This is a genomic window from Catellatospora sp. IY07-71 (assembly GCF_018326265.1).
GTDB lineage: Bacteria > Actinomycetota > Actinomycetes > Mycobacteriales > Micromonosporaceae > Catellatospora.
This window is the reverse complement of the sequence record NZ_AP023360.1, coordinates 399,110-421,576: the sequence shown is the minus strand read 5'-3', so window position 1 is coordinate 421,576 and position 22,467 is coordinate 399,110. Positions and strand designations below refer to the sequence as shown.

Below are 22,467 nucleotides of genomic sequence, written 5' to 3'. Positions count from 1 at the left end.
CCATAGGGTTTACGGCATGACGAGACCCGACGGCCGCACCCCCGACCAGCTTCGGCCGGTCACGCTGACCCGTAACTGGAGCATGCATCCCGAAGGATCCGTGCTGGTCGAGTTCGGCAACACCCGCGTGCTGTGCACCGCGAGCGTCACCGAGGGTGTGCCGCGCTGGCGCAAGGGCAGCGGCCAGGGCTGGGTCACCGCCGAGTACGCCATGCTGCCCCGCGCGACGACGACCCGCTCGGACCGGGAGAGCGTCAAGGGCAAGATCGGCGGGCGTACGCACGAGATCTCCCGCCTGATCGGCCGCGCGCTGCGGGCCTGCATCAACCTGCGGGCGCTGGGCGAGAATTCGATCGTCATCGACTGCGACGTGCTCCAGGCCGACGGCGGCACCCGCACCGCCGCCATCACCGGGGCGTACGTCGCCCTGCACGACGCGGTGAGCTGGCTGGCCGCCAAGAACATGCTGACCCGCAAGCAGACCGTGGAGACCACGCTGCACCGCTCGGTGGCCGCGGTCAGCGTCGGCATCATCAAGGGCGAGCCGCGGCTGGACCTCAACTACGACGAGGACGTCACGGCCGAGGTGGACATGAACGTGGTCTGCACGGGCACCGGCGAGTTCGTCGAGGTGCAGGGCACCGGCGAGGACGGCGTCTTCGACCGCGCGCAGCTCAACGCCCTGCTCGACCTGGGCGTGGCCGGCTGCGAGCAGCTGACCACCCTGCAGCGGCAGACGCTGGGTCTGCCCACCCTGGACGCGGCCGGCCTGCTGGAGGTGTTCCGCCGATGAAGGTGCTGCTCGCCACGCGCAACGCGAAGAAGCTCGACGAGCTGCGCCGCATTCTGGCCGCCTCGCCCGAGCTGCTCAAGGTCGAGCTGGTCGGCCTCGACGACGTCCCGCCGTACGTCGAGGTCCCCGAGACCGGCCTGACCTTCGCCGAGAACGCGCTGCTCAAGGCGCGCGAGGGTGCCAAGCACACCGGCCTGCCCACCGTCGCCGACGACTCCGGCCTGGCCGTGGACGCCCTCAACGGCATGCCCGGCGTGTTCAGCGCCCGCTGGTCCGGCCGCCACGGCGACGACAAGGCCAACCTGGACCTCGTCCTCGCCCAGCTCGGCGACGTCCCCGACGAGCACCGCGGCGCCTCCTTCGTCTGCGCGGCAGCCCTGGTCCTCCCCGGCGGCGCCACCTCCCCCAACGGCCGCGAACACCTGGTCAGCGGCAAAATGACCGGCCGCCTCATCCGCGCCCCCCGCGGCGAGAACGGCTTCGGCTACGACCCCATCTTCATAGCCGAAAACAACACCCGCACCAACGCCGAACTCACCCCCGCGGAAAAGGACGCCATCAGCCACCGCGGCAAGGCTTTCCGCGCCCTAGCCGCCGTCATCGCCAAAAACCTCGCCTAACCCACCCCTTGACCCGCCCCTCTCCCGCGGCGATCTTGCGCGGGTTGTGGGTGCGACACGCGCAAAACCGGCATAACAGCAACAGTTCGCGCAAGATCGTCGTGATCATGAGCTAGGCAGGGGGCGGGTGAGGTGGCGGAGAGGGCGCTGGCGGGGGAGGTCTGTGTCGTCGGGGGTGGGCCGGCCGGGTTGATGCTGGGGTTGTTGCTGGCCCGGCAGGGAATCGAGGTCGTGGTGCTGGAGAAGCACGAGGACTTCCTGCGTGACTTCCGGGGCGACACGATCCATCCGTCGACGCTGAACCTGCTCGACGAGCTCGGGCTCGGGGAGAAGATCGAGCGGCTGCCGGGGCGTAAGCAGGCCCGGATGAGCGTGACGTTCGCCGACGGGACGTACCCGGTGGCCGACTTCACCCGGCTGCCCAAGCCGCGCAACTACCTGCTGTTCCTGCCGCAGTGGGACTTCCTGGACCTGCTGGCCGACGAGGCGTCGCGGCTGCCCGCGTTCCGGCTGCTGCGCTCCACCGAGGCCGTCGACCTGCTGCGCGACGAGTCCGGAACGGTCACCGGGGTGCTCGCGACCGGCCCGGACGGGGAGCCGGTGCGGGTCACCGCGCCGCTGACGGTGGCCTGCGACGGGCGCGACTCGGTGATCCGGGAGAAGGCCGGGCTGGTGCCGGTCGAGTACGGCGCGCCCATGGACGTGCTGTGGTTCCGGCTGTCCCGCCCGGCGGCCGACCCCGACCGGCTCGAGCTGCGGGTCGGCGCGGGCGCGCTGATGATCCTCATCGACCGCCGCGAGTACTACCAGTGCGCGTACGTCATCCCCAAGGGCGGCTACGACACCGTCCGCGCGGCCGGCCTGGACCACCTGCGGGAGTCCGTGGCCAGACTCGCCCCGCCGGTGGCCGCCCAGGTCGGCGAGCTGCAGGACTGGGACCAGATCAAACTGCTGACGGTACGCGTGAACCAGCTCCCCGTCTGGCACGCCCCCGGAGTGCTCTGCATCGGCGACGCGGCGCACGCGATGAGCCCCGTCGGCGGCGTGGGCGTCAACCTCGCCGTCCAGGACGCGGTCGCCACCGCCCGCCTGCTCGGCCCGAAGATCAAGGCAGGCGCACTGCGTACCGAGGACCTGGACCTGGTCCGCGAGCGCCGCAGCCTGCCCACCCGCGCCACCCAGCGCTTCCAGCGCCTGGCCCAGCAGCGCGTCGTCGGCACCGTCCTCCGCTCCGACGCACCCCCCACGGCCCCCGCCGTCATCAAACTCCTCCAGCGCCTCCCCGCCCTCCAGGCCCTCCCGGCCCGCGCCATGGGCATCGGCCTCCGCCCCGAACACCTGACCTGACCCACCCAGCCCGCGCTGCGGCCCGCCAAGATCGCGTCGATCTTGCGCGAAGTGTTAGGGATATGCCCGATTAGGGCGTGTCATCCCCACAGTTCACGCAAGATCGACGCACCTGGTGAGCGCGGGGCGGGCGGGGCGGCGTGGCGTGGGGTGGTTAGGCGAGGCGGCCTGTTTTGGACTCGATGGCGTCGAGGAGGGTGTTGCCGGCTACGACGGCGCGGATCTGTTCCAGGACCGGGGCGAGGAAGACGTCGGGGCCGGGCTCGCCGGCGATGGGCGTGATCGCGGCGATGGCGGCCTGGCCGGCGGGGGACGGGACCAGGGGGGCGCGCAGCTGGAGGCCGCGGACCGCGGCGAGCAGCTCGACCGCGAGCAGGCTGGTGAGGTTGTCCAGGACGGTGCGCAGCTTCTTGGCGGCGGCCCAGCCCATGCTGACGTGGTCCTCCTGCATACCCGAGGTGGGGATGGTGTCCACGCTCGCGGGGGAGGCCAGGCGGCGGTTCTCGGCCACGATGCCGGCCGCCGTGTACTGGGCGATCATCAGGCCGGAGTTGACGCCCGCGTCGGGGCTGAGGAACGGCGGGAGGTCGCGGGAGCGGCACACGTCGAGCAGCCGGTCCACCCGGCGCTCGCTGATCGAGCCGATCTCGGCGGCGGCGATGGCCAGGAAGTCGGCGGCGAAGCCGAGCGGCGCGCCGTGGAAGTTGCCGGTCGACTCGACGCGGCCGTCGGGCAGCACCACCGGGTTGTCGGCGAGGCTGACCAGCTCCCGGGCGGCGACGGTGCGGGCGAACTCCAGCGTGTCCCGGGCCGCGCCGGCGACCTGCGGGGCGCAGCGCATCGAGTACGCGTCCTGCACCGCGTGCGCCATGTCGTCGCGGTGGCTGTCCATGATGGAGGAGTTCTGCAGCAGCCGGTACATGTTGGCGGCGCTGGCGCCCTGGCCGGGATGTGGCCGGATCTCGTGGATGGACGGGTGGAACGGCCGGTCGGTGCCGAGCATGGCCTCGATCGACAGCGACGCGGTGATGTCGGCCATGGTGCACAGGTGGCCGAGGTCGTCGCAGGCCAGCAGCAGCATGGCGAGCATGCCGTCGGTGCCGTTGATCAGCGCCAGGCCCTCCTTGGAGCTGAGCGTGATCGGGGTCAGCCCGGCGGCGTGCAGCGCGTCGGCCGCGTTGAGCCGCGCGCCGTCCTTGCCGAGCACCCAGCCCTCGCCCATCAGCGCCAGCGCGCAGTGGGCCAGCGGGGCCAGGTCGCCGGACGCGCCGAGCGAGCCGTGCTCGGGCACCCACGGGGTGATGTCGTGGTTGAGCAGGTCGACGAGCGCCTGCGCGATGAGCGGGCGTACGCCGGAGTGGCCGAGCGCGAGGGAGCGTACGCGCAGCAGCATCATCGCGCGCACGACCTCGCGGGGCATCGGCGCGCCGACGCCGGAGGCGTGCGAGCGGATCAGGGCGTGCTGCAGCTCGGCCCGGCGCTCGGGTGCGATGAAGGTGTTGGCCAGCGCGCCGAAGCCGGTGGAGACGCCGTACACGGGGCGGCCGTCGCGCTCGATGTCATCGACGATGGCGCGGCTGGCCTGCATGGCCGCGATGGCGGCGTCGCTGATGGCGACCTGCGCGTCGGCGCGGGCCACCGCGGCGACGTCGCCCGGGGCGATGCCGGTGGGTTCGACGATGACGGTCATGACAGCACTCCCTTGTGCGGAGAGGGGTTAAGAAGGGCACCTTCCTCGACGGAAAGCGATTGGAGGGTGCCCTTCCTTACCACGGTGTTGATCAACGGCACGCCGGGCCGGTAGGCCAGGTGCAGGTGGGAGGGGGCGTCCAGGACGATCAGGTCCGCGGACGCGCCCGGGGCGAGGTGGCCGAGGTCGAGCCGGCGCAGCGCGAGGGCGCCGCCCTTGGTGGCCGACCAGACCGCCTCGGTGGGGGTGAGCTTCATGTCCCGCACCGCCAGGGCGATGCAGAAGGGCATGGACGAGGTGTACGACGAGCCGGGGTTGCAGTCCGTCGCGAGCGCCACGGTCACCCCGGCGGCGAGCAGGCGGCGCGCGTCCGGCCAGGGCGCGCGGGTGGAGAACTCCGCGCCGGGCAGCAGCGTGGCCACCGTGTTCGAGTTCGCCAGTGCGTCCACGTCGGCGGGGGACAGGTGGGTGCAGTGGTCGGCGCTGGCGCAGTCCAGCTCGACGGCGAGCTGCACACCGCCGCCCATGGTGAGCTGGTTGGCGTGGATGCGGGGACGCAGGCCCGCCGCGATGCCCGCCTGGAGCACCCGCCGCGACTCGGCGACGTCGAACGCGCCCCGCTCGCAGAACACGTCCACCCAGCCCGCGTACTTCGCGCAGGCGTCCAGCATCGGGCCGGTCACCTCGTCGACGTAGCCGTCGGCGTCCTCCGCCGGTTTCACGTGCGCGCCGAGGAAGGTGACCTCGTCGCTGAACTCCGCGGCGATCCGCACCGAGCGAGCCTCGTCGAGCGTGCTGAGGCCGTACCCACTCTTGATCTCGATGGTCGTGGTGCCCTGCCGCAGCGCCTCGCCGACCAGCCGGGCCACGTTGGCGCGCAGCTGGTCGTCGGTCGCCGCGCGGGTGGCGGCCACCGTGGTGCGGATGCCGCCGCCCGTGTACGGCTCGCCGGCCATCCGCGCCGCGAACTCCGGCGCCCGGTCCCCGGCGAACACCAGGTGGCTGTGGCTGTCGACGAAGCCGGGCAGCACGGCCGCGCCGCGTACGTCCAGGCGCTCGTCGGCGGCGGGCGCCCCCGCGGCCGGGCCGACCCACGCCACCCGGTCGCCGTCCACCACCAGCGCGGCGTCGCGCAGGATGCCCAGCTCGGGATCGTTGGTGGTCAGCTCGCCGATGCCGGTGATCAGAAGAGACACGTGATCGCCTCCTGCAGCTCGCGGGCCACGTCGATGCCGGTGTGCCGCCCGTCCCGGACGACCTCCCGCCCGTCGGCCAGCACGTGGGTGATGTCGGCGGGGCTCGCCGCGAACAGCACGCCCTCGGGGTCGATCCCGGCGGTGCGCGGGCTGTCCAGTGCCACCGTCACCAGGTCGGCGCGCGCGCCCACCTCGATCCGGCCGGCGTCGTGCCAGCCGAGGCTCGCGTGCCCGGCAGCCGTCGCCGCGGCCCGCAACTCGACTGCGGTGAAGTGCCCGCGCTGCTCGGTCGCGAGGCGTTCGTGCAGCTCCAGGGCTCGCGACTCCTCGAAGAAGTCTATGACCGCGTGGCTGTCGCTGCCCAAGGTCAGCCGCGTCCCGGCGTCGGCCAGGGCCCGCGCCGGGCCGATGCCGTCGCCCAGGTCCCGCTCGGTCGTCGGGCAGAAGCAGGCGTACGACGCCGACAGCAGCGCCATGTCGTTGTGCGTCAGGTGCGTGGCGTGCACCGCCGTGAACATCTCGTGCACCGCCCCGAAGTCCGCCAGCACCTCGGTCGGCGTACGCCCGTGCTCGGCGAGGCAGGCCTCGTTCTCCGCGCGCTGCTCCGACACGTGCGCGTGCAGCGGCCGCCCCGCCGCCCACGCCGCCACCGTCGACATCTGCGCCGGCGGCACCGCCCGCACCGAGTGGATCGCCGCGCCCGTCAGCAGATGCGGCTGCTCGGCCAGCAGATCCACCCGCTCCGCCCAGCGCAGCGCATCCCCGTCCCCGAACCGCAGCTGCGGCCCCTCCAGCGGCTTCCCGTCCACCGACGCCGTCAGATACAGCGTGTCCAGCAACGTGATCCGCAGCCCCGCATCCTTCGCCGCGGCGACGAGCGCCTCACCCATCGCGTTGGGATTCGCATAAGGCACCCCTCCCGGCCCGTGGTGCAGGTAGTGGAACTCGCCCACGGCCGTGATCCCCGCCAGCACCATCTCCCCGTAGACCCCGCGCGCCAGCCGGTAGTACGAGTCCGGATCCAGCGCCGCCGCGACCCGGTACATCTGCTCCCGCCAGGTCCAGAAGCTCCCCCGGTCCCCATGGGTCCGCCCCCGCAGAGCCCGGTGAAACGCGTGAGAGTGCGCGTTGGCAAACCCCGCCATCGTCACCCCGGCGCGATACTCGGCCCCCGACGCGGCCCCTGAAGTGCGTTGATCTTGCGTGAACTGTGGGTGCGACACGCCCTTAGCGGGCATATCCCTAACACTTCGCGCAAGATCGACGCGATCTTGGGGGTGGCACACGCGGACCACGCGGCTGTCCCGGAGTTCCAGGGTCACGTCGGGAGCGATGCCGCCGGGGAGCCAGGCGTACTGGCAGTGGATCAGCACGCGAGTTCCTCCAGGGCCGCGGCGAGGGCCGCGATGCCGGCCTCGCAGTCGGCGTCGGGGGCGTGCTCGGCGGGGGAGTGGGAGACGCCGGTGGGGTTGCGGACGAAGAGCATCGCCGTCGGGACGAAGGCGCTGAGGACGCCCGCGTCGTGGCCCGCGCCGGTGGGCAGGATGGGGGCGCCGTCCAGGAGCTTGGACAGGCGGTCGCGGAGGCCGCCGTGGAACTCGGTCTCCGGGGAGACCGACTCGGCGGTCAGGGTGACCGTGGTGCCGTCCTCGGCGGCCCGGGCCTGGGCGTGCAGGTGTACGGCGGCGACGACCTGCTCCACCGTCTCCGTCGAGTCGGCGCGGGCGTCGAGCCACGCGCTGACCTTGCCGGGGATGGCGTTGGTGGCGTTGGGGTAGACCTGCACGCGGCCGACGGTGGCGTGCGCGCCCAGCCGTTTGGCCTGCTCGTTGGCGGCCAGCACGGTCGCCGCGAAGGTCAGCATCGGGTCGCGCCGGTCGGCCATCAGCGTGGTGCCGGCGTGGTTGGCCTCGCCGGTGAAGTCCAGCCGCCAGCGGCCGTGCGGCCAGATGGCGCTGGCCACGCCCACGGCGCGGTCCAGGTCGAGCAGCGCGCGGCCCTGTTCCACATGCAGTTCGACGTAGCAGCCGATCCGGGCGAGCAGGTCCGGGCGGGCGCCGCGCGGGCCGTGGCCCAGCGCCGCCCGCATGGCCTCGTCCAGGGTGACGCCGTCGCGGTCGGTCAGCGCCGCCGCGGCGGCCGGGTCGACCGCGCCCGCGAGCAGCCGCGAGCCCAGGCAGGCCAGCCCGAACCGGGAGCCCTCCTCCTCCGCGAACACGGCGATGCCGATCGGCCGGACCGGCCGCACCCCGCGCTCGCGCAGCGCGTCCACCGCCAGCAGGGCGCTGACCACGCCGAGCGGGCCGTCGTACGCGCCGCCGTGCGGCACCGAGTCCAGGTGCGAGCCGGTCAGCACGGCGTCCCCGGCCGACGGGTCACCCCACCAGGCGAACACGTTGCCGTTGCCGTCCTCCTCGACCAGGAGGTCCCGCGCGCGGGCCTGGTCCAGGAACCAGGCCCGCAGGGCCTGCTCCGCCGGGGCGTACGCATACCGCAGGTACCCGCCGGTCTGCGCGTCCCGCCCGACCGGCGCGATCTCCGCCCACAACTCCGCGAACCCGCTCACGCCGCCCCCTCGCCACACGCCGAAACCCGCCCCGCCCCGCGCGGGGCGAGGTCGGGCTCGCGGTTCAGTTTCGGGGAAAGTGCACGAACGAAGCCCGTCTTACCTGCAGTTTCCCCGAAACTGCAGCGCCGGAGGCGGAGCGGCGGGCGGATCATGACTCGCGCATCGGGGTGCGGACGCCGCGGGCGGCGGCGACGTCGACGGCCTGGTCGTAGCCGGCGTCGACGTGGCGGATGACGCCCATGCCGGGGTCGTTGGTGAGGACGCGCTCGATCTTCTGGGCGGCCAGGGCGGTGCCGTCGGCGACGGTGACCTGCCCGGCGTGGATGGAGCGGCCGATGCCGACGCCGCCGCCGTGGTGGATGGACACCCACGACGCGCCGGAGGCGGTGTTGACCAGGGCGTTGAGCAGCGGCCAGTCGGCGATCGCGTCGGAGCCGTCGAGCATCGCCTCGGTCTCCCGGTACGGCGAGGCGACGCTGCCGCAGTCGAGGTGGTCGCGGCCGATGACGATCGGCGCCTTGAGCGTGCCGTCGGCGACCATCTCGTTGAAGCGCACCCCGGCCTTGTCGCGCTCGCCGTAGCCGAGCCAGCAGATGCGGGCGGGCAGGCCCTGGAAGGCGACCTTCTCCTGCGCCATCCGGATCCAGCGCGACAGCGACTCGTTCTCCGGGAACAGGTCGAGCACGGCCTGGTCGGTGGCGGCGATGTCGGCCGGGTCGCCGGACAGCGCGGCCCAGCGGAAGGGGCCCTTGCCCTCGCAGAACAGCGGCCGGATGTACGCGGGCACGAAGCCCGGGAACGCGAACGCGCGGTCGTACCCGCCGAGCTGGGCCTCGCCGCGGATGGAGTTGCCGTAGTCGAACACCTCGGCCCCGGCGTCCAGGAACCCGACCATGGCCTCGACGTGCTTGGCCATCGACGCGCGGGCCCGCTCGGTGAACTCCTCCGGCTTGTCCGCGGCGAACGTCTGCCATTCCTCCACGGAGACGCCCTCGGGCAGGTACGACAGCGGGTCGTGCGCGCTGGTCTGGTCGGTGACGATGTCGATGGCGACGCCCCGGCGCAGCAGCTCGGGGAAGATCGTGGCCGCGTTGCCGACCACGCCCACCGACAGCGGCTGCCGGTCCCGCTTGGCGGCCAGCGCCAGCTCGATGCCGTGGTCGAGGGAGTCGGCGACCACGTCCAGGTAGCGGGTCTGCACCCGGCGGTCCAGGCGGGTCTTGTCCACGTCGACGATCAGGCACGCGCCGCCGTTCATGGTGACCGCGAGCGGCTGCGCGCCGCCCATGCCGCCGCAGCCGCCGGTCAGCGTCAGCGTGCCCGCCAGGGTGTCGCCGAACTTCTTGGCCGCGACGGCCGCGAACGTCTCGTAGGTGCCCTGCAGGATGCCCTGGGTGCCGATGTAGATCCAGGAGCCGGCGGTCATCTGGCCGTACATGGTCAGGCCGAGCTGCTCCAGGCGGCGGAACTCCGGCCAGGTGGCCCAGTCGCCGACCAGGTTCGAGTTGGCCAGCAGCACCCGCGGGGCCCACTCGTGGGTGCGGAACACGCCGACCGGGCGGCCCGACTGGACCAGCATGGTCTCGTCGTCCTTGAGCGTGGTCAGGGTGCGGATCAGCGCGTGGAAGCTGGGCCAGTCGCGGGCCGCCTTGCCGGTGCCGCCGTACACGACCAGGTCCTGCGGGCGCTCGGCGACGTCCGGGTCGAGGTTGTTGCACAGCATCCGGATCGCGGCCTCCTGCGCCCAGCCCTGTGCGGTGCGGGAGGTGCCGGTGGCGGCACGGATGATCTGGTCCATCGTTCCCCTCAATCAATCCATGAAGACGCTGCGGCGGTTGGCCGAGGTCTCGAAGTGTTCGAGCCGGCGCTGGGTGGCCGCCGGATCGACGTCGCTGATGGCCTGCAGCAGCACCATGGTCAGCACCATGGGCGCCGTGTGCAGGTCGAAGACGAGCTGGGAGCCGACCGCGGCGGTGAGCGTCACGTCGGCGAGGTCGGCGGCCGGGCTGACCGGCGAGTCGGTCACCACGACGACCTTCAGCCCCAGCACGCGCGCCTCGCTGAGGGCGTCGCGCAGCTCGCGGGGGTAGCGGGGCAGCGCGTACGCCAGCACGGCCTTGGCGCCGGAGTCGGCGGCCTGCTCCAGGCGCTCGTAGAGGAGGCTGCCGCCGGAGTCGAGCACCCGCACCTCGGGGTGGATCTTGGCGGCGAAGTAGCCGAAGTAGCCCGCGAGCGGGGCGGCGGCGCGCAGGCCCAGCACGGGCAGCGGGCGGCTGGCGGCCAGCAGGCCCGCCGCGGCGTGCACCGCGGCCGGATCGGCCAGGTGGTCGGCCAGCCGGTTCAGGTTGCCCATCTCGTCGCGTACGGCACGCTGCAGGTCGTTGTCGCCGTCCGGCGCGGGCGCGGTGCGCTGCCCGGCGGTCAGCTCGCGCAGCCGCCGCCGCAGCGCCGGGTAGCCGTCGAAGCCGAGCGCCATCGCGAACCGGGTCACCGACGGCTGGCTCACCTGGGCCAGCTCGGCGACCTCGCCCGCGGACAGGTAGGCCACGGTGTCCGCGTGGTGCACGAGCTCCCGGGCGATGCGCCGCTGGGTGGGCGTCAGCCGGGCGCCCTGGACCAGGGCGCGCACCCCGGCGACGGCCCCGCCGGCCTGGTCGGCGTCCGTGCTGGTTGTTGGGCCAACATTCACACGGACACTGTATGCAAACTTTCATTCAGAGACAATCTCGGGTCTGTCTCGGGGGCGGCCGGACATGATAGAAATCCCAGACGGATTCATGTTCGCCGTGGAAGGTGCGTCCCCATGCCCGACCGTAAGACTCGGCTCAGGCGTGCCGTGTCGCGCAGCGCACTGGCCCCGCTCGCCGCGCTGCCCGTGCGGCTGGCCAGGGTCGCCCGCCACGACGCGAAGGTGCTGCGCGAGTCCGCGCGCTGGCTGGTCACCTCCCGCGAGCACCACAACTACACCTACGACCTGACCAAGCTGAACCTGGAGCACCTGGCCTGGTTCGTCAGCGTGGTGGCCGAGGTGCCGGTGGCCGACGTGCGCGCCTGGGTCGCCGAGATCGAGGCAGACACCGCGCTGCGCACCCACATCGAGCGCACCACCGCGAACGCCGCCCGCCGCGGCCTGGCCGACCGGCACGTGCGCTACGCCCGCCGGCTCGGCTGGTACGCCCTGATCCGGGCGCGCAAGCCGCAGCACGTGGTGGAGACCGGCGTGGACAAGGGCCTGGGCACCTGCGTGATCGCCGCCGCGCTGCTGCGCAACGCCGCCGAGGGGCACCCGGGCCGGGTCACCTCGCTGGACATCAACCCGGAGGCGGGCTACCTGGCCAAGGCGCAGCCCTGGGCCGACGTGGTGGACCTGGTCATCGGCGACTCGATCGCCTCGATCGGCGCGCTGGACCGCCCGGTCGACATGTTCCTGCACGACAGCGACCACAGCGCGGCGCACGAGCAGCGCGAGTTCACCGCGATCGAGCCGCACCTGGCCGAGCGGGCGCTGCTGCTCACCGACAACGTCACGTACACCACGGTGCTGCTCAAGCACGCCGAGAAGACCGGGCGGCGCTTCCTGGCCTTCAAGGAGCAGCCGGTGCGCCACTGGTATCCGGGCGACGGCATCGGGGCCGCCTGGCGCTGACCGGCGCTGGTAGCGTCACTCCATGCGAGTGGGCGCGCTGTACACGTACCCGGTCAAGGGCTGCCGCAGGGTGGAGCACCAGCAGGCCGCCGTCGAACCGTGGGGCCTGGCCGGGGACCGGCGCTGGATGGTGATCGACCCGGACGGCAAGGAGGTCACCCAGCGCGAGGTGGCCCGGCTGGCGCTCCTGCGGGTGCGTACCGTGGACGGGGGCCTGGAGCTGTCCTTCCCGGAGACCGCGCCGCTGTTCGTGGCCCAGCCCGAGCCGGACCCGGCGGTGCTGTCCACGCTGTGGGGGCAGCCGCTGCCCGCCACCGCGGCCGGGCCCGCCGCCGACGCGCTGCTGAGCAAGGAGCTGGACCGCGACGTGCGGCTGGTGTGGATGGACGACCCGGCCACCCGCCGCCCCGTGCCCGAGCCGGAGCTGAACAAGCCGACCGACCGTGTCTCGTACGCCGACGGATACCCCCTGCTGGTGGCCAACACCGCGTCGCTGGACCGGCTCAACGACTGGATCTTCGAGGGCGGCTCGCTGGAGGGCCCGCTGCCGATGGCCCGCTTCCGGCCCAACCTGGTGGTCGAGGGCGCCGAGGCGTTCGCCGAGGACGGCTGGATCGGGCGGCGGCTGCGCGTCGGCGAGGTGGTGTTCCGGGCGCCGAGCGCGTGCGGCCGGTGCATCGTCACCACCACCGACCAGGAGACCGGCGAGCGCGGCCACGAGCCGCTGCGCACCCTGGCCCGCCACCGCAACGTGAACCAGAAACTGCTGTTCGGGGTCAACCTGGTGCCGGAGACGGTGGGCACCATCCGGGTCGGCGACCCGGTCGAGCTCAGCTGAGGTCCAGCCACCTAGACACGAAAGGAAGGGCACCTTCTTATCGTTTTCCGTATAAGAAGGTGCCCTTCCTAACCCTCAGGTCAGTACCCGAGCAGGTGGGCGAGCGAGCGCTTGACCAGGTCGTCGCGCTGCGCCGGGGTGAGGCCCTCGGCGCCGAAGCCGGTGAAGACCGTGTCCCGCGTGGTCACGATCGACCCCTCCTCGAACGCCTGCTGGCTGCGTACCCAGTTGTTGGTGAGGCTCGGCGAGCCCGCGGCCGTGCCGACCGTCCAGCCGCCCAGGCCGTCCTCGAACGAGGTCTGCGTCACGACCGCGCCGTTCGCGCTGACCGAGACGTCGTCGAGGAACACACCCAGACCCTGGGTGCCCCAGTCGGAGATGTACGAGATCGACAGCTCGACCTGCTGCCCCGCGTACGGGGTCAGGTCGTACGCCAGCTCCGTCCAGCCCCCCGAGGGGCCGGTCAGCGCATGCCACGCACCGGTCGTGCCCGCCGGCGAGCAGTCCGCGCCCTGGTAGTGCGCCAGGAACGGGTGGATGCCGTCCACCCAGCCCGACGCGCAGCTGTCACCGGTCTCCTGCGTGGTGTGCCCGGTGCTGTCGGCCAGCGTCGTCCACGTGTCCGTGCCCGCCGGGCGGGCCTCGACCACGAAGAAGTCCCAGTTCGGCTCGGTGTCGAACGACGACCAGAACCGCAGCTCACCGGAGGTGGCCGAGGTCAGGTCGACGGTCCGGGACAGCCGCTTGAACGACTGGTCCGACCGGTCGCTGTAGAGGTACCAGTCGCCGGTGCGGGGGTCGAACGGCGCCGCGCCCGGCCGCAGCCAGTCACTCGGCGCGGAACTCGCGAACTGCGGGAACTGCGCCGGCGGCAGGAAGCTGGACGTGGTCAGGAACGACGCGGTGTGCGTCTGGTTCGCGGCCGAACCGGCCCCGTTCAGCGTGCCCGCGAACCCGTCGAACGCGCCCGTGGTGCCGTCGACCGGGTAGTGCTCGCCCGTTCCGTCCGTGCCGCCCCCGCTGACGTAGTTGTACGCGCCGAGGTAGTACTGCAGGAAGTCGTTCAGCACCGGCAGGCAGGGGTACTCGCGCACCGTGCACTCCGGCTGCGCCGGGGCGTCCGGGTGGTAGAAGTACGACCCGTCCGCCGACTGCGCGAACAGCGCGTTCTGGCCCGTGAGCAGCAGCTTGCCGCCCTCGTTCAGGTAGTCGCGCACGGACAGCTCGATGTCCAGCGCCGCCTTGGCGGTGGTGCCGCCGGGCTGGCCGGTCGCGCGCAGGATGATGTCGTCGCCGGTCTCCCAGACGATCGCCTTGTAGTGCGACAGCACACCCAGGTGGTGCGGCGCCTTGCGGCCCTGCGTGTCGAAGTCGTACACGTCGCTGGTGAACCCGGCGGCGGTCAGCGAGGAGGCGTAGTCCGCGGCGTACTTCGCCGAGGTCACGCCCTGCACCGGGCTCACGCCGGTGACGTCCTCCGCGGCCAGGATGAGCACCTTGCCGCCGATGTCGTCGTGCACCCGGTAGGTGAAGTGGTCACTGCTGACCGCCCCCGCCCGTCCCGGGGTCACCGAGAACCCGCTGAACCACACCTCGACCTGGTCACCCGGCTTGGTGTTGGTCACCTTGCCGCGGAACTCGGCGTAGTAGTCGTCGTTCTCGTCGCCGTAGCGCTCGCCGCCCTGCCACTCCTTCACGGAGGCCGACTTGACGCTGCCGCCGTTGACCTTCCAGTGCACCTGCACGTTCTTCAGGGCGCGCCGGATGATCGCGGCGACCGGCTGGGTGCGGCCGTACGACACGTCGAAGGCGTCCACCACGAAGTCCGGCGAGGTGCGGCCGACGACCGAGACCGGGTTGTCCGGCTGCGCGGCCGACTTCGCCAGCGACAGCGCGAACGGGATGTTCTTGGCGAACTCGGCCTGGATCAGCTCCTCGTCGTCCGGGAAGTTGAACCCGCTGGCGCAGTCCTCGGCGACCCACTCGTCGTCGGGGATCGAGTTCGACACCGTCTCACAGGTGGTCATCTCGGGGGTGAAGCCGAGCGAGCCGTACTTCTCCGTCATGTGCGAGTCGGTGTCGCCGTTGGTGGTGTACAGCTCCGCCGAGATGTCGGGGTCGTAGCCGGGCACCGCCGGGTTCGCGTCGTCGCCGGCCAGCGTGATCGCGATGACGTCGTCCGGCGTCGGCGTGCTGACCTGCCAGCCCACGCCGTAGAGCAGCAGCTCGGCGGCGGAGTGGTAGTTGACGAAGAACTCCGGGCGCAGCCGCTTGAAGAACCCGTCCAGCGCCTTGCTCTCCGGCTCCGAGTTCGGCCCCGGGCCGCGGTACGTCTCACTGGCCGGGTCGATCGAGGAGCCCTCGTTGTCGTACCCCCACTTGTAGGCGTAGTTGCGGTTCGGGTCCACACCGTCGCCGGGCGTGATGACGCCGTCGCCGTTGTTGTCGCGCAGGGTCTTGCGCCACAGGCGGTTGCCCTCGGTGAAGGTGAAGTCGTAGCCGTCCGGGTTGATCACCGGGAAGAAGTACATCTCCCGGGTGTTGACCAGGTTCGTCAGCTCAGGGTTGCTGCCGTACCCGTCGATGACGTGGTGCAGCAGGCGGCGCACCATCTCCGGGGTGATCCACTCACGGGCGTGCTGGGCGCCGACGTAGACCACCGCCGGGCGCAGGCCGTCGGGCAGCAGGCGTGCCCCACGGGTCAGCTTGATGCCCTTGATCGGCTTGCCCTGCGTGGTGTGCCCGATGGTGAGCAGCTTGGTGATCGACGGGTTGTCCGCCGCGATCTTCTCCAGCTCCTCCCGCAGGCCGCCCGCCTCGCTGTACGACCGGTACACGGTGTTGCCGGCCAGTGCCTGCTTACGCAGCGCGTCCGAGGCCTTCTGGCCGCGGATCAGCTTCACCGACAGCTTCACGCCGCGGCCGGCCAGGCGGGACGCCTCCACTTCGGAGAGCACCGCCTCGACCTTCACCTTGCCCGCGCCGACCGGAGCGGTCCGCACGTCCTCGTGGTCGAGGCCGATGCCCCGGAACTCCTCCACCTGGTCCTGCTCGATCACGCCCACGTAGACGTCGAGCGGGTTCCTGGCCCGGTCACCGTCCCCCGCGGGTTTCGCGCTGGCCGGCACGACCAGCGCGATGGCGCCGATCATGCCGAGGCACACCGCCACGACTCGTAGTTTCCTCACTGCCCCTCCTGGGTGTCGAAGGACTCGCGCAACGAGCCTTTCGAAACACCGGTAAATATGTCAATAGAGTGTCGGTGTTGCGGACGACGCCGAACGGAATGTCACCGGTGAGGGGCAGACTGGAGACAGCGGCGCCGGGCCCAGGCTATGGGGGTTCCGGCCACGGGCGGGGGAGGCGCGATGGTCACGGTCGAGCAGGTGCGGCAGGTGGCGCTGGGACTGCCCCGGGCGTACGAGGCGCTGGTCCGTGACCGGATCAAGTTCCGGGTCGGGCAGATCGTGTTCGTGGCGTTCTCCGCCGACGAGACGACGATGGGCTTCGGCTACCCCAAGGAGGCGCGTGACGGCCTGATCGCCGCCGAGCCGGGCAAGTTCTTCCTGCCCCGGGTATCGGACCTGCGCTTCAACTGGGTGGAGGCGTGGGCGGCCGCCCTCGACGAGGACGAGATGCGCGAGCTGGTCACCGACGCCTGGCGCATGTGCGTCCCCAAACGCGTCGCCGCCGCCCACCTGGGCTGATGCGCTGGCTCTTGGGGATGATCGCAGTCTCGTGTCAAGATCTGCGGTCTGGCGCTGGGTTTCGACACGAAACGCCGATCTTGCCTTCTCGCCGCACCGGGTGGTGAGTAGGGCCGGCGGGATTCGAACCCGCACTGGCGCGGACCTAAACCGCGTGCCTCTGCCGTTGGGCTACGGCCCCAGGACCATCAGATGCTGCCATATTCTTGCTCATCAGCGGCGGCAGTGCGTTCCGGGGGCCGTCTTCCCGGGTCAGTCGAGCTTCAGGTCGCGGCGGAGCTTGGCGACGTGGCCGGTGGCCTTGACGTTGTAGAAGGCGTGCGCGATGTGGCCCTTCTCGTCGATGACGAAGGTGGACCGGATCACGCCCTGCACGACCTTGCCGTAGTTCTTCTTCTCGCCGAACGCGCCGTACGCCGTCAGCACGGCCTTGTCCTGGTCGCTGACGAGCGGGAAGGTGATCGCGTCGCGCTCGACGAACTTGGCGAGCTTCGCCGGCGCGTCGGGGGAGATGCCGACGACGGCGTACCCCTTGGCGGTGAGCGAGGCGAGCGAGTCGCGGAAGTCGCAGGCCTGCGTGGTGCAGCCGGGCGTCATCGCGGCCGGGTACGCGTACAGGACGACCTTCTTCCCGCGCAGGTCGGCCAGGCTGAGCGTGCCGCCGTCGGCGGTGGGCAGGCTGAAGTCCGGGGCGGCGTCGCCCGGCGAGAGTCGTACGTTCTCCGTCACACCGGACACCCTATCCACGCGCGCCGCCGTCCCCGCCCGCCCCGCCCAAGGTCACCCGACTTGCCTGGCAGGCGGGCGTATCTTGCGCCCGCATACGCCCAGGTGCCTGGCAAGCCCGTCGATCTACGAGCGGCGAACCTTATTGCAAGTAGTTTGCAATAACCCTAGGCTGGCGGGGTGGACATCGCTATGCACATCTCGAACGGCATCATCGGCGGGCCGGTGTCGCTGGCCTATGGCGTGGTTGCCGTCGTCCTCCTGGCGTTCTGCCTGAGCAAGGCGCGCCAGGACCTGAACGAGCGGCTCGCCCCGATGGCGGGCCTGGTGGCGGCGTTCATCTTCGCCGTGCAGATGCTCAACTTCCCGGTGCTGCCGGGCGTCAGCGGCCACCTGCTCGGCGGGGCGCTGGCCGCGGCGCTGGTCGGGCCGTGGGTCGGCGCGCTGTGCGTGTCCGTGGTGCTGATCGTGCAGGCGCTGATCTTCGCCGACGGTGGGCTGAGCGCGCTCGGGCTGAACATCTCGAACATGGCGCTGCTCGGCACGGCCGTCGGCTACCTGGTGCTGGTCGGCCTGATGAAGCTGCTGCCGCGCACCGCGGCCGGGGTCGGGCTGGCCGTCTTCTTCGCCTCGGTGCTGTCCGTGGTGCTCGCGTCGCAGGGCTTCGTGCTCCAGTTCGTCCTCGGCGGCGACGTCCCGCTGACCATCGGGTACGGCGAGATCTCGGCGACCATGGCCGGGGTGCACGCGCTGATCGGCATCGGCGAGGGCCTGATCGCGGCGGTCACCGTCACCACGGTGGCGAAGGTGCGGCCCGACCTGGTGTACGCGCTGCACGGCGACCGGCTGGCCCGCCCCGCCGAGTCCGGCCTGCCGACCCGCACGTTCGTGCTGGCGGGGCTGGCGGTCGCCGCCGTGCTCGCGGGCGGCGTCAGCTACCTGGCCTCCGGCGACCCGGACGGGCTCGACGCGACCACACTGACCGGCTGCACGGTCGACGCCGACGGGGTGATCACGGGTGGCAGCTGCATCGCCCAGCAGGCGGCCGACCACGAGCTGGGCGGCTCGTTCCTGGCCGACTACGGCATCACCGGGGTGGACGACGCGACCGGCCTGGCCGGGCTGATCGGCGTCGCGCTGACCTTCGCGATCGGCCTGGCGATCTTCTGGGGCGTGCGCCGCCGCCGGAGCGCCGCGGCCGCCGTGCAGCAGGCGCCGGACACCGTCGGCGCGGAGAAGTAGCGGCATGGGCGCGGGCCACACCCACCCGATGTACGTGCACGGGCACTCGCCCGTGCACCACCTCGCACCCGAGGTGAAGATCGTCGCAGCGGTGCTGTTCACGATCACGGTGGTGGCGACGCCACGCGAGCTGCTGCCCGCCTTCGGGGCGTACGCCCTGATCGTGGCCGTGCTCGCGGTGCTGGCCCGGGTCCCCGCCGGCTGGCTCGCCCGGCGCAGCCTGATCGAGCTGCCGTTCGTGGCGACGGCCGTGCTGCTGCCGTTCTTCGCGGCCGGGCCGACCACCACGGTGCTCGGCGCGAGCGTCGCCGTCGAGGGGCTCTGGGCCGGGTGGAACATCCTGGTCAAGGGCACTCTCGGCGTGCTGATCGCGCTGCTGCTCGCGGCGAGCACGCCCGCGCGGGACGTGCTGATCGGGCTGGACCGGCTGCGCACCCCGCAGGCGATCACGCAGATCGCCCTTTTCATGCTGCGCTACCTGGACGTGCTCGCCGACGAGGCGCGGCGGATGCGCATCGCGCGGCTGTCCCGCCTGGACGACCCGCGCTTCCTGTGGCAGCTGAAGGGCTTCGCCGCCGGGCTCGGCACGTTGTTCCTGCGCGCCTTCGAACGCGGCGAGCGGGTGTTCCTGGCCATGCGCTCGCGCGGCTACACCGGACGGCTGCCCGCCGCGCTGCACGAGGGCAGCACGGCCACCGCGCGGCAGTGGGCCGCCGGAGCCATGGTGCCCGCGCTCGCCCTCGCCGTGCTGCTGGTGGAAAGGTGGGCGGTATGACCGCGCTGCTGCTCGACGACGTCCGCTACACCTATCCCGACGGGCACCAGGCGCTGCACGGGGTCAGCCTGCGCATCGAGCCCGGGGAGCGGGTCGCCCTGCTCGGCCCGAACGGCGCCGGCAAGACCACGCTGGTGCTGCACCTCAACGGCATCCTGCCCGCCGCCGGGCTGACCGGCTCCGGCGGCACCGTGTCGGTCGGCGACCGCACCGTCGACCCGCGCGACCGGGCCGGGCTCGCCGAGATCCGCCGCCGGGTCGGCCTGGTCTTCCAGGACCCCGACGACCAGCTGTTCCTGCCCACGGTCGCCGAGGACGTGGCGTTCGGCCCGGCGAACCTGGGCCTGCGCGGCGCCGAGCTGCACCAGCGGGTCGACGAGGCGCTGGCCGCCGTCGGCATGAGCGACGTCAAGGAGCGCGCCCCGCACCACCTGTCGCTGGGGCAGCGCCGCCGCGTCGCCGTCGCCACCGTGCTCGCCATGCGGCCCGACCTGCTGGTCATGGACGAGCCTTCGTCCAACCTGGACCCGCAGGCGCGGCGCGAGCTGGCCGAGATCGTGCTCGGGCTGGACGTGACGCTGCTGATGGTGACGCACGACCTGCCGTACGCGCTGCAGCTCTGCCCGCGCTCGGTGATCCTGGACGAGGGCCGCATCGTGGCCGACGGCCCGACCCGCGAGCTGCTGGCCGACCCCGACCTGCTGGCCCGCCACCGCCTCGAGCTGCCGTTCGGCTTCGCCGTTCCCGTCGCCTGACGGCCGATCCCGCCCCGGCTCACCGGGCTCAGCCGGCTCGCCTGGCCGCCCGCCGACGTCTATGTGAAACCGGGGCGGGACGCGGGGGCGGCGCGGGCGGGGGGGTCGAGTGAGTCAGCCTGGGTGGTCCGTGGGCACCGGGTTCTCGGTGGCGGGGACGGTGGGCTGGGCGGGGACCGGGCCGTTGGGGACGCCGGAGGTGGTGCCGCGCAGGCGGAGCATGCCCGCGGCGGCCACGCCGACGCCGAGCGCGATGACGGCGGCGGTCATCACCCGGGCCGCGGTGTCGCCCCACGGGATGGGGGCGATGGCGCGGTGGAACACGGCCGCGTTGACCATCCCCGAGAACAGGCCGACGGCGGCGGCGCCCAGGGCCAGGGCGAAGTCCCCGGCGGCGCGGCGGGTCAGCGAGTACGCGGCGGCGGCGATCGCGGCCAGCGCGCTGACCACCGACCACAGCTGGACGGTGACCAGCTCCAGCAGGATCGGCCCGAACGTGTGGTTGCCCGCATCGATCTCCCGGCCGACCGCGTAGGCGAGCGCGAGCGCCCCGGCGCCGAGCGCGGCGACCGACAGCAGCACGGTGAGCGCGCGGGGGCGGTTGCGGACCAGCCCGGCCAGCGCGATCACCGCTGCCCCGGCGACGGCGCCGAGCCACCACTGGACCGGGTCCGGCGGCGGCACGTAGTCGAGTACTCCGGTGACCTGGAGCGGAGTGACCTCCGTGCGCATCGGCACGGTCCACTCGCGCAGGCGGCGGGGCTGGTCGGGCGCGGCGGCGACCTCGGCGGGCGGGTTCGGGTCGCTCCAGATCGCGCGCTGGTCGTGCCAGCGGTAGACGGGCTCGTCGCTGACCTTGCGCCACTCGGGGGCCACGGTCGGGTCGGCGTGGGCGGGCGGGTCGACGTGGGCGATGGTGATGTTCAGGTACGTGGCGGGGGAGTGGATGTTCTCGTACACCCCGTCGGGGCGTACCTCCAGGTATGGCTCGTTGTGGTAGCCCAGCACCTCGACGGGCTTGCCGGAGTGGTTGGTGAGCTGCAGCCGGGCGCCCGCCTCGATGGTGATCACTTCGAGGCCGGGCAGGTCCGGGGTGCCGGTGAGCAGGGTGCGGTAGTTGGTCGCGTCGGGCGCGTCGGCGCCGTGGGCCGAGGCGGGGGCGGCGACGGTGAGAAGCAGCGTGAGCGCGGTCCCGAGGACCGCGCCCACGCGCCGTGCGATGAGGGGTGTCATCTGTCTCCTGCTCCGGGTCAGCTCGTGCCGGCCGAGGGGGTGGTGGTGCCGGCCGCGGCGGCGACGGCGGCGGCGATCGCGGTCGAGCTGGCCTGCACCGGCTTCCCGTTGACCATGACGGTCGGCGTGCCGCTGACACCGGCCCGGCCGGCCTCCTCGCTCACGTGGTTGGTCCAGTTGATGAAGCGCTTGTCCTTGACGCACTGGGCGAAGTCCTCGCCGAGCCCGACCTGGCGGCCGAACACGATGAGGTCGTCGTCGCTGGGCCCGGCCCCGCCCTCGGCGGGCTGGTTCTGGAACAGCGTGTCGGTGTACTCGGTGAACTTGCCGTACTCGGCCGCGCAGCCCGCCGCGGCCGAGGCGCGCGTCGAGTAGCGGTTGGTCGAGGCGCCGTCGAGGTACGCCACCGGGTGGGTCACCAGCGTGATCTTGCCATCGTTCGCGAGCTGCTGGATCGAGGCGGCGGCCTCGTCGTGGAAGCTCTTGCAGTGCGGGCAGAGGTAGTCGACGTACTCGTCGACGACGACGGGCCCGGTGCCGCTCGTGATGCCGGTGCTGGCGCTGTTGGCGCCCTTCGGCGCGGTGTATTCGGTGGTCTTGCCGCCCGCGTAGATGGCCCAGCCGATGAGGCCGGCGATGACCAGCGCCGACACCGCGGCGATGGAGATCCACATGGTGCGCTTGCGCCGCTGCTCCCTGGCGATCTGCTCGCGCACCATCCGCGCGGCGGCGTTCTGATCCTTACGGCTGCTCACGACCCCACCACCGGGTGGTCACAGCCGCTCGCGGCGGCGCTCGCTCGGTTCGTCACTGTTCTCTTCCTCCAGCACGTCGTCCGGCGCCAGCGCGGCGGACGGTCGGTCCAGTCGTGCGTCGAGGGAGAAACGGCTGACCGGGTAGATGATCAAGAAGATGGCCATCGCGAGGAAGGCCACATCCCGGAGGATGTCCGGGAGATAGTTCGGCGTCACCCCGGGTGGCAGGGGACCGCCCTTGCTGAAGCAGCCGCAGTCGATGTTGAGCCCGCGGGACCAGGCCGAGGCGATGCCGGCGATGAAGGCGACCATCATCACCGCGCCCGCCCAGGCCGCGAGCCGGGTGGCCAGGCCGAACAGCAGCAGCAGCCCGACCACGATCTCCACGAACGGCTGCGCCGCCCCGATGACCATGGCCAGGTCGTACGGCATGATCTGGTACGCGTTGACCGCGCGCCCGGACGCGGCGAGGTCGGTGACCTTGAGCCAGCCCGCTGTGATGAAGATGCCCCCGAGGCCCAGCCGGGCCGCGAGACTCACCCAGGGCTGCACCCTGTGCCAGGTCATGTTGTTCC

20 protein-coding genes, 1 tRNA gene and 1 pseudogene are annotated in these 22,467 nt (G+C 72.2%); 10 read left to right on the top strand and 12 right to left on the bottom strand.

The genetic code is table 11. The annotated features are described in order from the left end of the window. The first annotated feature begins 16 nt into the window (after positions 1-16). The 3 genes from rph to CS0771_RS01870 all read left to right on the top strand — a co-directional run bounded on the left by rph (position 17) and on the right by CS0771_RS01870 (position 2,760). Positions 17-793, top strand: coding sequence for a ribonuclease PH (rph, locus tag CS0771_RS01880; RefSeq protein ID WP_203753550.1), 777 nt, complete (start codon positions 17-19; stop codon positions 791-793). After that, the gene (gene rdgB / locus CS0771_RS01875; protein ID WP_212839508.1) at positions 790-1,413 is read left to right on the top strand and encodes an RdgB/HAM1 family non-canonical purine NTP pyrophosphatase; all 624 of its coding nucleotides are present in this window, start codon (positions 790-792) and stop codon (positions 1,411-1,413) included. Before rph ends, rdgB begins: the two co-directional genes overlap by 4 nt. A 147-nt stretch (positions 1,414-1,560) precedes the next feature. Further along, positions 1,561-2,760 carry an FAD-dependent oxidoreductase gene (locus tag CS0771_RS01870; protein ID WP_212845563.1) on the top strand — a complete coding sequence of 400 codons (1,200 nt, stop codon included), beginning with the start codon at positions 1,561-1,563 and terminating at the stop codon, positions 2,758-2,760. 154 nt (positions 2,761-2,914) lie between these two features. Here the strand turns inward: CS0771_RS01870 and hutH are convergent, their stop codons facing one another. From hutH to CS0771_RS01840, 6 genes are all read right to left on the bottom strand, one after another. Then, positions 2,915-4,450: a histidine ammonia-lyase gene (gene hutH, locus CS0771_RS01865; RefSeq protein WP_212839507.1), complete on the bottom strand. Its 1,536-nt coding sequence runs from the start codon at positions 4,448-4,450 to the stop codon at positions 2,915-2,917. Next, positions 4,447-5,646, bottom strand: coding sequence for an imidazolonepropionase (gene hutI / locus CS0771_RS01860; protein ID WP_212839506.1), 1,200 nt, complete (start codon positions 5,644-5,646; stop codon positions 4,447-4,449). The genes hutH and hutI overlap by 4 nt, the downstream gene beginning before the upstream one ends. After that, positions 5,634-7,013: a formimidoylglutamate deiminase gene (locus CS0771_RS01855; RefSeq protein WP_212845562.1), complete on the bottom strand. Its 1,380-nt coding sequence runs from the start codon at positions 7,011-7,013 to the stop codon at positions 5,634-5,636. The genes hutI and CS0771_RS01855 overlap by 13 nt, the downstream gene beginning before the upstream one ends. Then, a complete protein-coding gene (locus CS0771_RS01850) occupies positions 7,013-8,212 on the bottom strand; it encodes an allantoate amidohydrolase (protein ID WP_244870545.1) in 1,200 nt (399 codons plus the stop codon). The genes CS0771_RS01855 and CS0771_RS01850 overlap by 1 nt, the downstream gene beginning before the upstream one ends. Positions 8,213-8,363: 151 nt before the next feature. Further along, the gene (hutU, locus tag CS0771_RS01845; RefSeq protein WP_212839504.1) at positions 8,364-10,013 is read right to left on the bottom strand and encodes a urocanate hydratase; all 1,650 of its coding nucleotides are present in this window, start codon (positions 10,011-10,013) and stop codon (positions 8,364-8,366) included. Between the two features lie 12 nt (positions 10,014-10,025). Next, positions 10,026-10,844: a MurR/RpiR family transcriptional regulator gene (locus CS0771_RS01840; protein WP_212845561.1), complete on the bottom strand. Its 819-nt coding sequence runs from the start codon at positions 10,842-10,844 to the stop codon at positions 10,026-10,028. Positions 10,845-11,018: 174 nt separating this feature from the next. Between CS0771_RS01840 and CS0771_RS01835 the strand changes: the two genes are divergently transcribed. After that, complete coding sequence (locus CS0771_RS01835; RefSeq protein ID WP_212839503.1) at positions 11,019-11,861, top strand: class I SAM-dependent methyltransferase; 843 nt, start codon at positions 11,019-11,021, stop codon at positions 11,859-11,861. A gap of 22 nt (positions 11,862-11,883) precedes the next feature. Then, positions 11,884-12,699: an MOSC domain-containing protein gene (locus tag CS0771_RS01830; RefSeq protein WP_212839502.1), complete on the top strand. Its 816-nt coding sequence runs from the start codon at positions 11,884-11,886 to the stop codon at positions 12,697-12,699. Positions 12,700-12,779: 80 nt separating this feature from the next. Here the strand turns inward: CS0771_RS01830 and CS0771_RS01825 are convergent, their stop codons facing one another. Next, positions 12,780-15,887 (bottom strand): M14 family metallopeptidase, encoded by a 3,108-nt coding sequence (locus CS0771_RS01825; RefSeq protein WP_212839501.1) that lies wholly within the window; start codon positions 15,885-15,887, stop codon positions 12,780-12,782. Between the two features lie 180 nt (positions 15,888-16,067). On the opposite strand from CS0771_RS01825, the gene CS0771_RS01820 reads away from it, so the two are divergent. After that, positions 16,068-16,406 (top strand): MmcQ/YjbR family DNA-binding protein, encoded by a 339-nt coding sequence (locus CS0771_RS01820; protein ID WP_212839500.1) that lies wholly within the window; start codon positions 16,068-16,070, stop codon positions 16,404-16,406. A gap of 108 nt (positions 16,407-16,514) precedes the next feature. Here CS0771_RS01820 and CS0771_RS01815 read toward each other — a convergent pair. Both CS0771_RS01815 and bcp read right to left on the bottom strand, forming a co-directional pair. Further along, positions 16,515-16,587: transfer RNA gene (locus CS0771_RS01815), tRNA-Leu, on the bottom strand. A gap of 71 nt (positions 16,588-16,658) precedes the next feature. Continuing rightward, positions 16,659-17,135, bottom strand: a complete 477-nt coding sequence (bcp, locus tag CS0771_RS01810; protein WP_212839499.1) for a thioredoxin-dependent thiol peroxidase — start codon at positions 17,133-17,135, stop codon at positions 16,659-16,661. Between the two features lie 189 nt (positions 17,136-17,324). On the opposite strand from bcp, the pseudogene CS0771_RS39575 reads away from it, so the two are divergent. From CS0771_RS39575 to CS0771_RS01795, 4 genes and pseudogenes are all read left to right on the top strand, one after another. Further along, positions 17,325-17,999, top strand: a pseudogene (locus tag CS0771_RS39575) (energy-coupling factor ABC transporter permease); the annotation flags it as partial. Positions 18,000-18,020: 21 nt separating this feature from the next. Next, complete coding sequence (locus CS0771_RS39570) at positions 18,021-18,374, top strand: PDGLE domain-containing protein (protein ID WP_371821544.1); 354 nt, start codon at positions 18,021-18,023, stop codon at positions 18,372-18,374. Between the two features lie 4 nt (positions 18,375-18,378). Next, positions 18,379-19,149 carry a cobalt ECF transporter T component CbiQ gene (cbiQ, locus tag CS0771_RS01800; protein WP_212839498.1) on the top strand — a complete coding sequence of 257 codons (771 nt, stop codon included), beginning with the start codon at positions 18,379-18,381 and terminating at the stop codon, positions 19,147-19,149. Beyond that, positions 19,146-19,904 carry an energy-coupling factor ABC transporter ATP-binding protein gene (locus CS0771_RS01795; protein WP_212839497.1) on the top strand — a complete coding sequence of 253 codons (759 nt, stop codon included), beginning with the start codon at positions 19,146-19,148 and terminating at the stop codon, positions 19,902-19,904. Before cbiQ ends, CS0771_RS01795 begins: the two co-directional genes overlap by 4 nt. A gap of 114 nt (positions 19,905-20,018) precedes the next feature. Here CS0771_RS01795 and CS0771_RS01790 read toward each other — a convergent pair whose 3' ends face one another. From CS0771_RS01790 to CS0771_RS01780, 3 genes are read right to left on the bottom strand one after another with little or no spacing between them, the layout of a single operon-like run. Beyond that, entirely contained in the window at positions 20,019-21,137 is a 1,119-nt protein-coding gene (locus CS0771_RS01790; protein WP_212839496.1) for a hypothetical protein, read from the bottom strand. Between the two features lie 17 nt (positions 21,138-21,154). Continuing rightward, positions 21,155-21,892, bottom strand: a complete 738-nt coding sequence (locus tag CS0771_RS01785; protein ID WP_212839495.1) for a thioredoxin domain-containing protein — start codon at positions 21,890-21,892, stop codon at positions 21,155-21,157. 18 nt (positions 21,893-21,910) lie between these two features. Next, on the bottom strand, positions 21,911-22,459 hold the full coding sequence (locus CS0771_RS01780; RefSeq protein ID WP_212839494.1) for a DoxX family protein: 549 nt from the start codon (positions 22,457-22,459) through the stop codon (positions 21,911-21,913). Positions 22,460-22,467 lie beyond the last annotated feature (8 nt).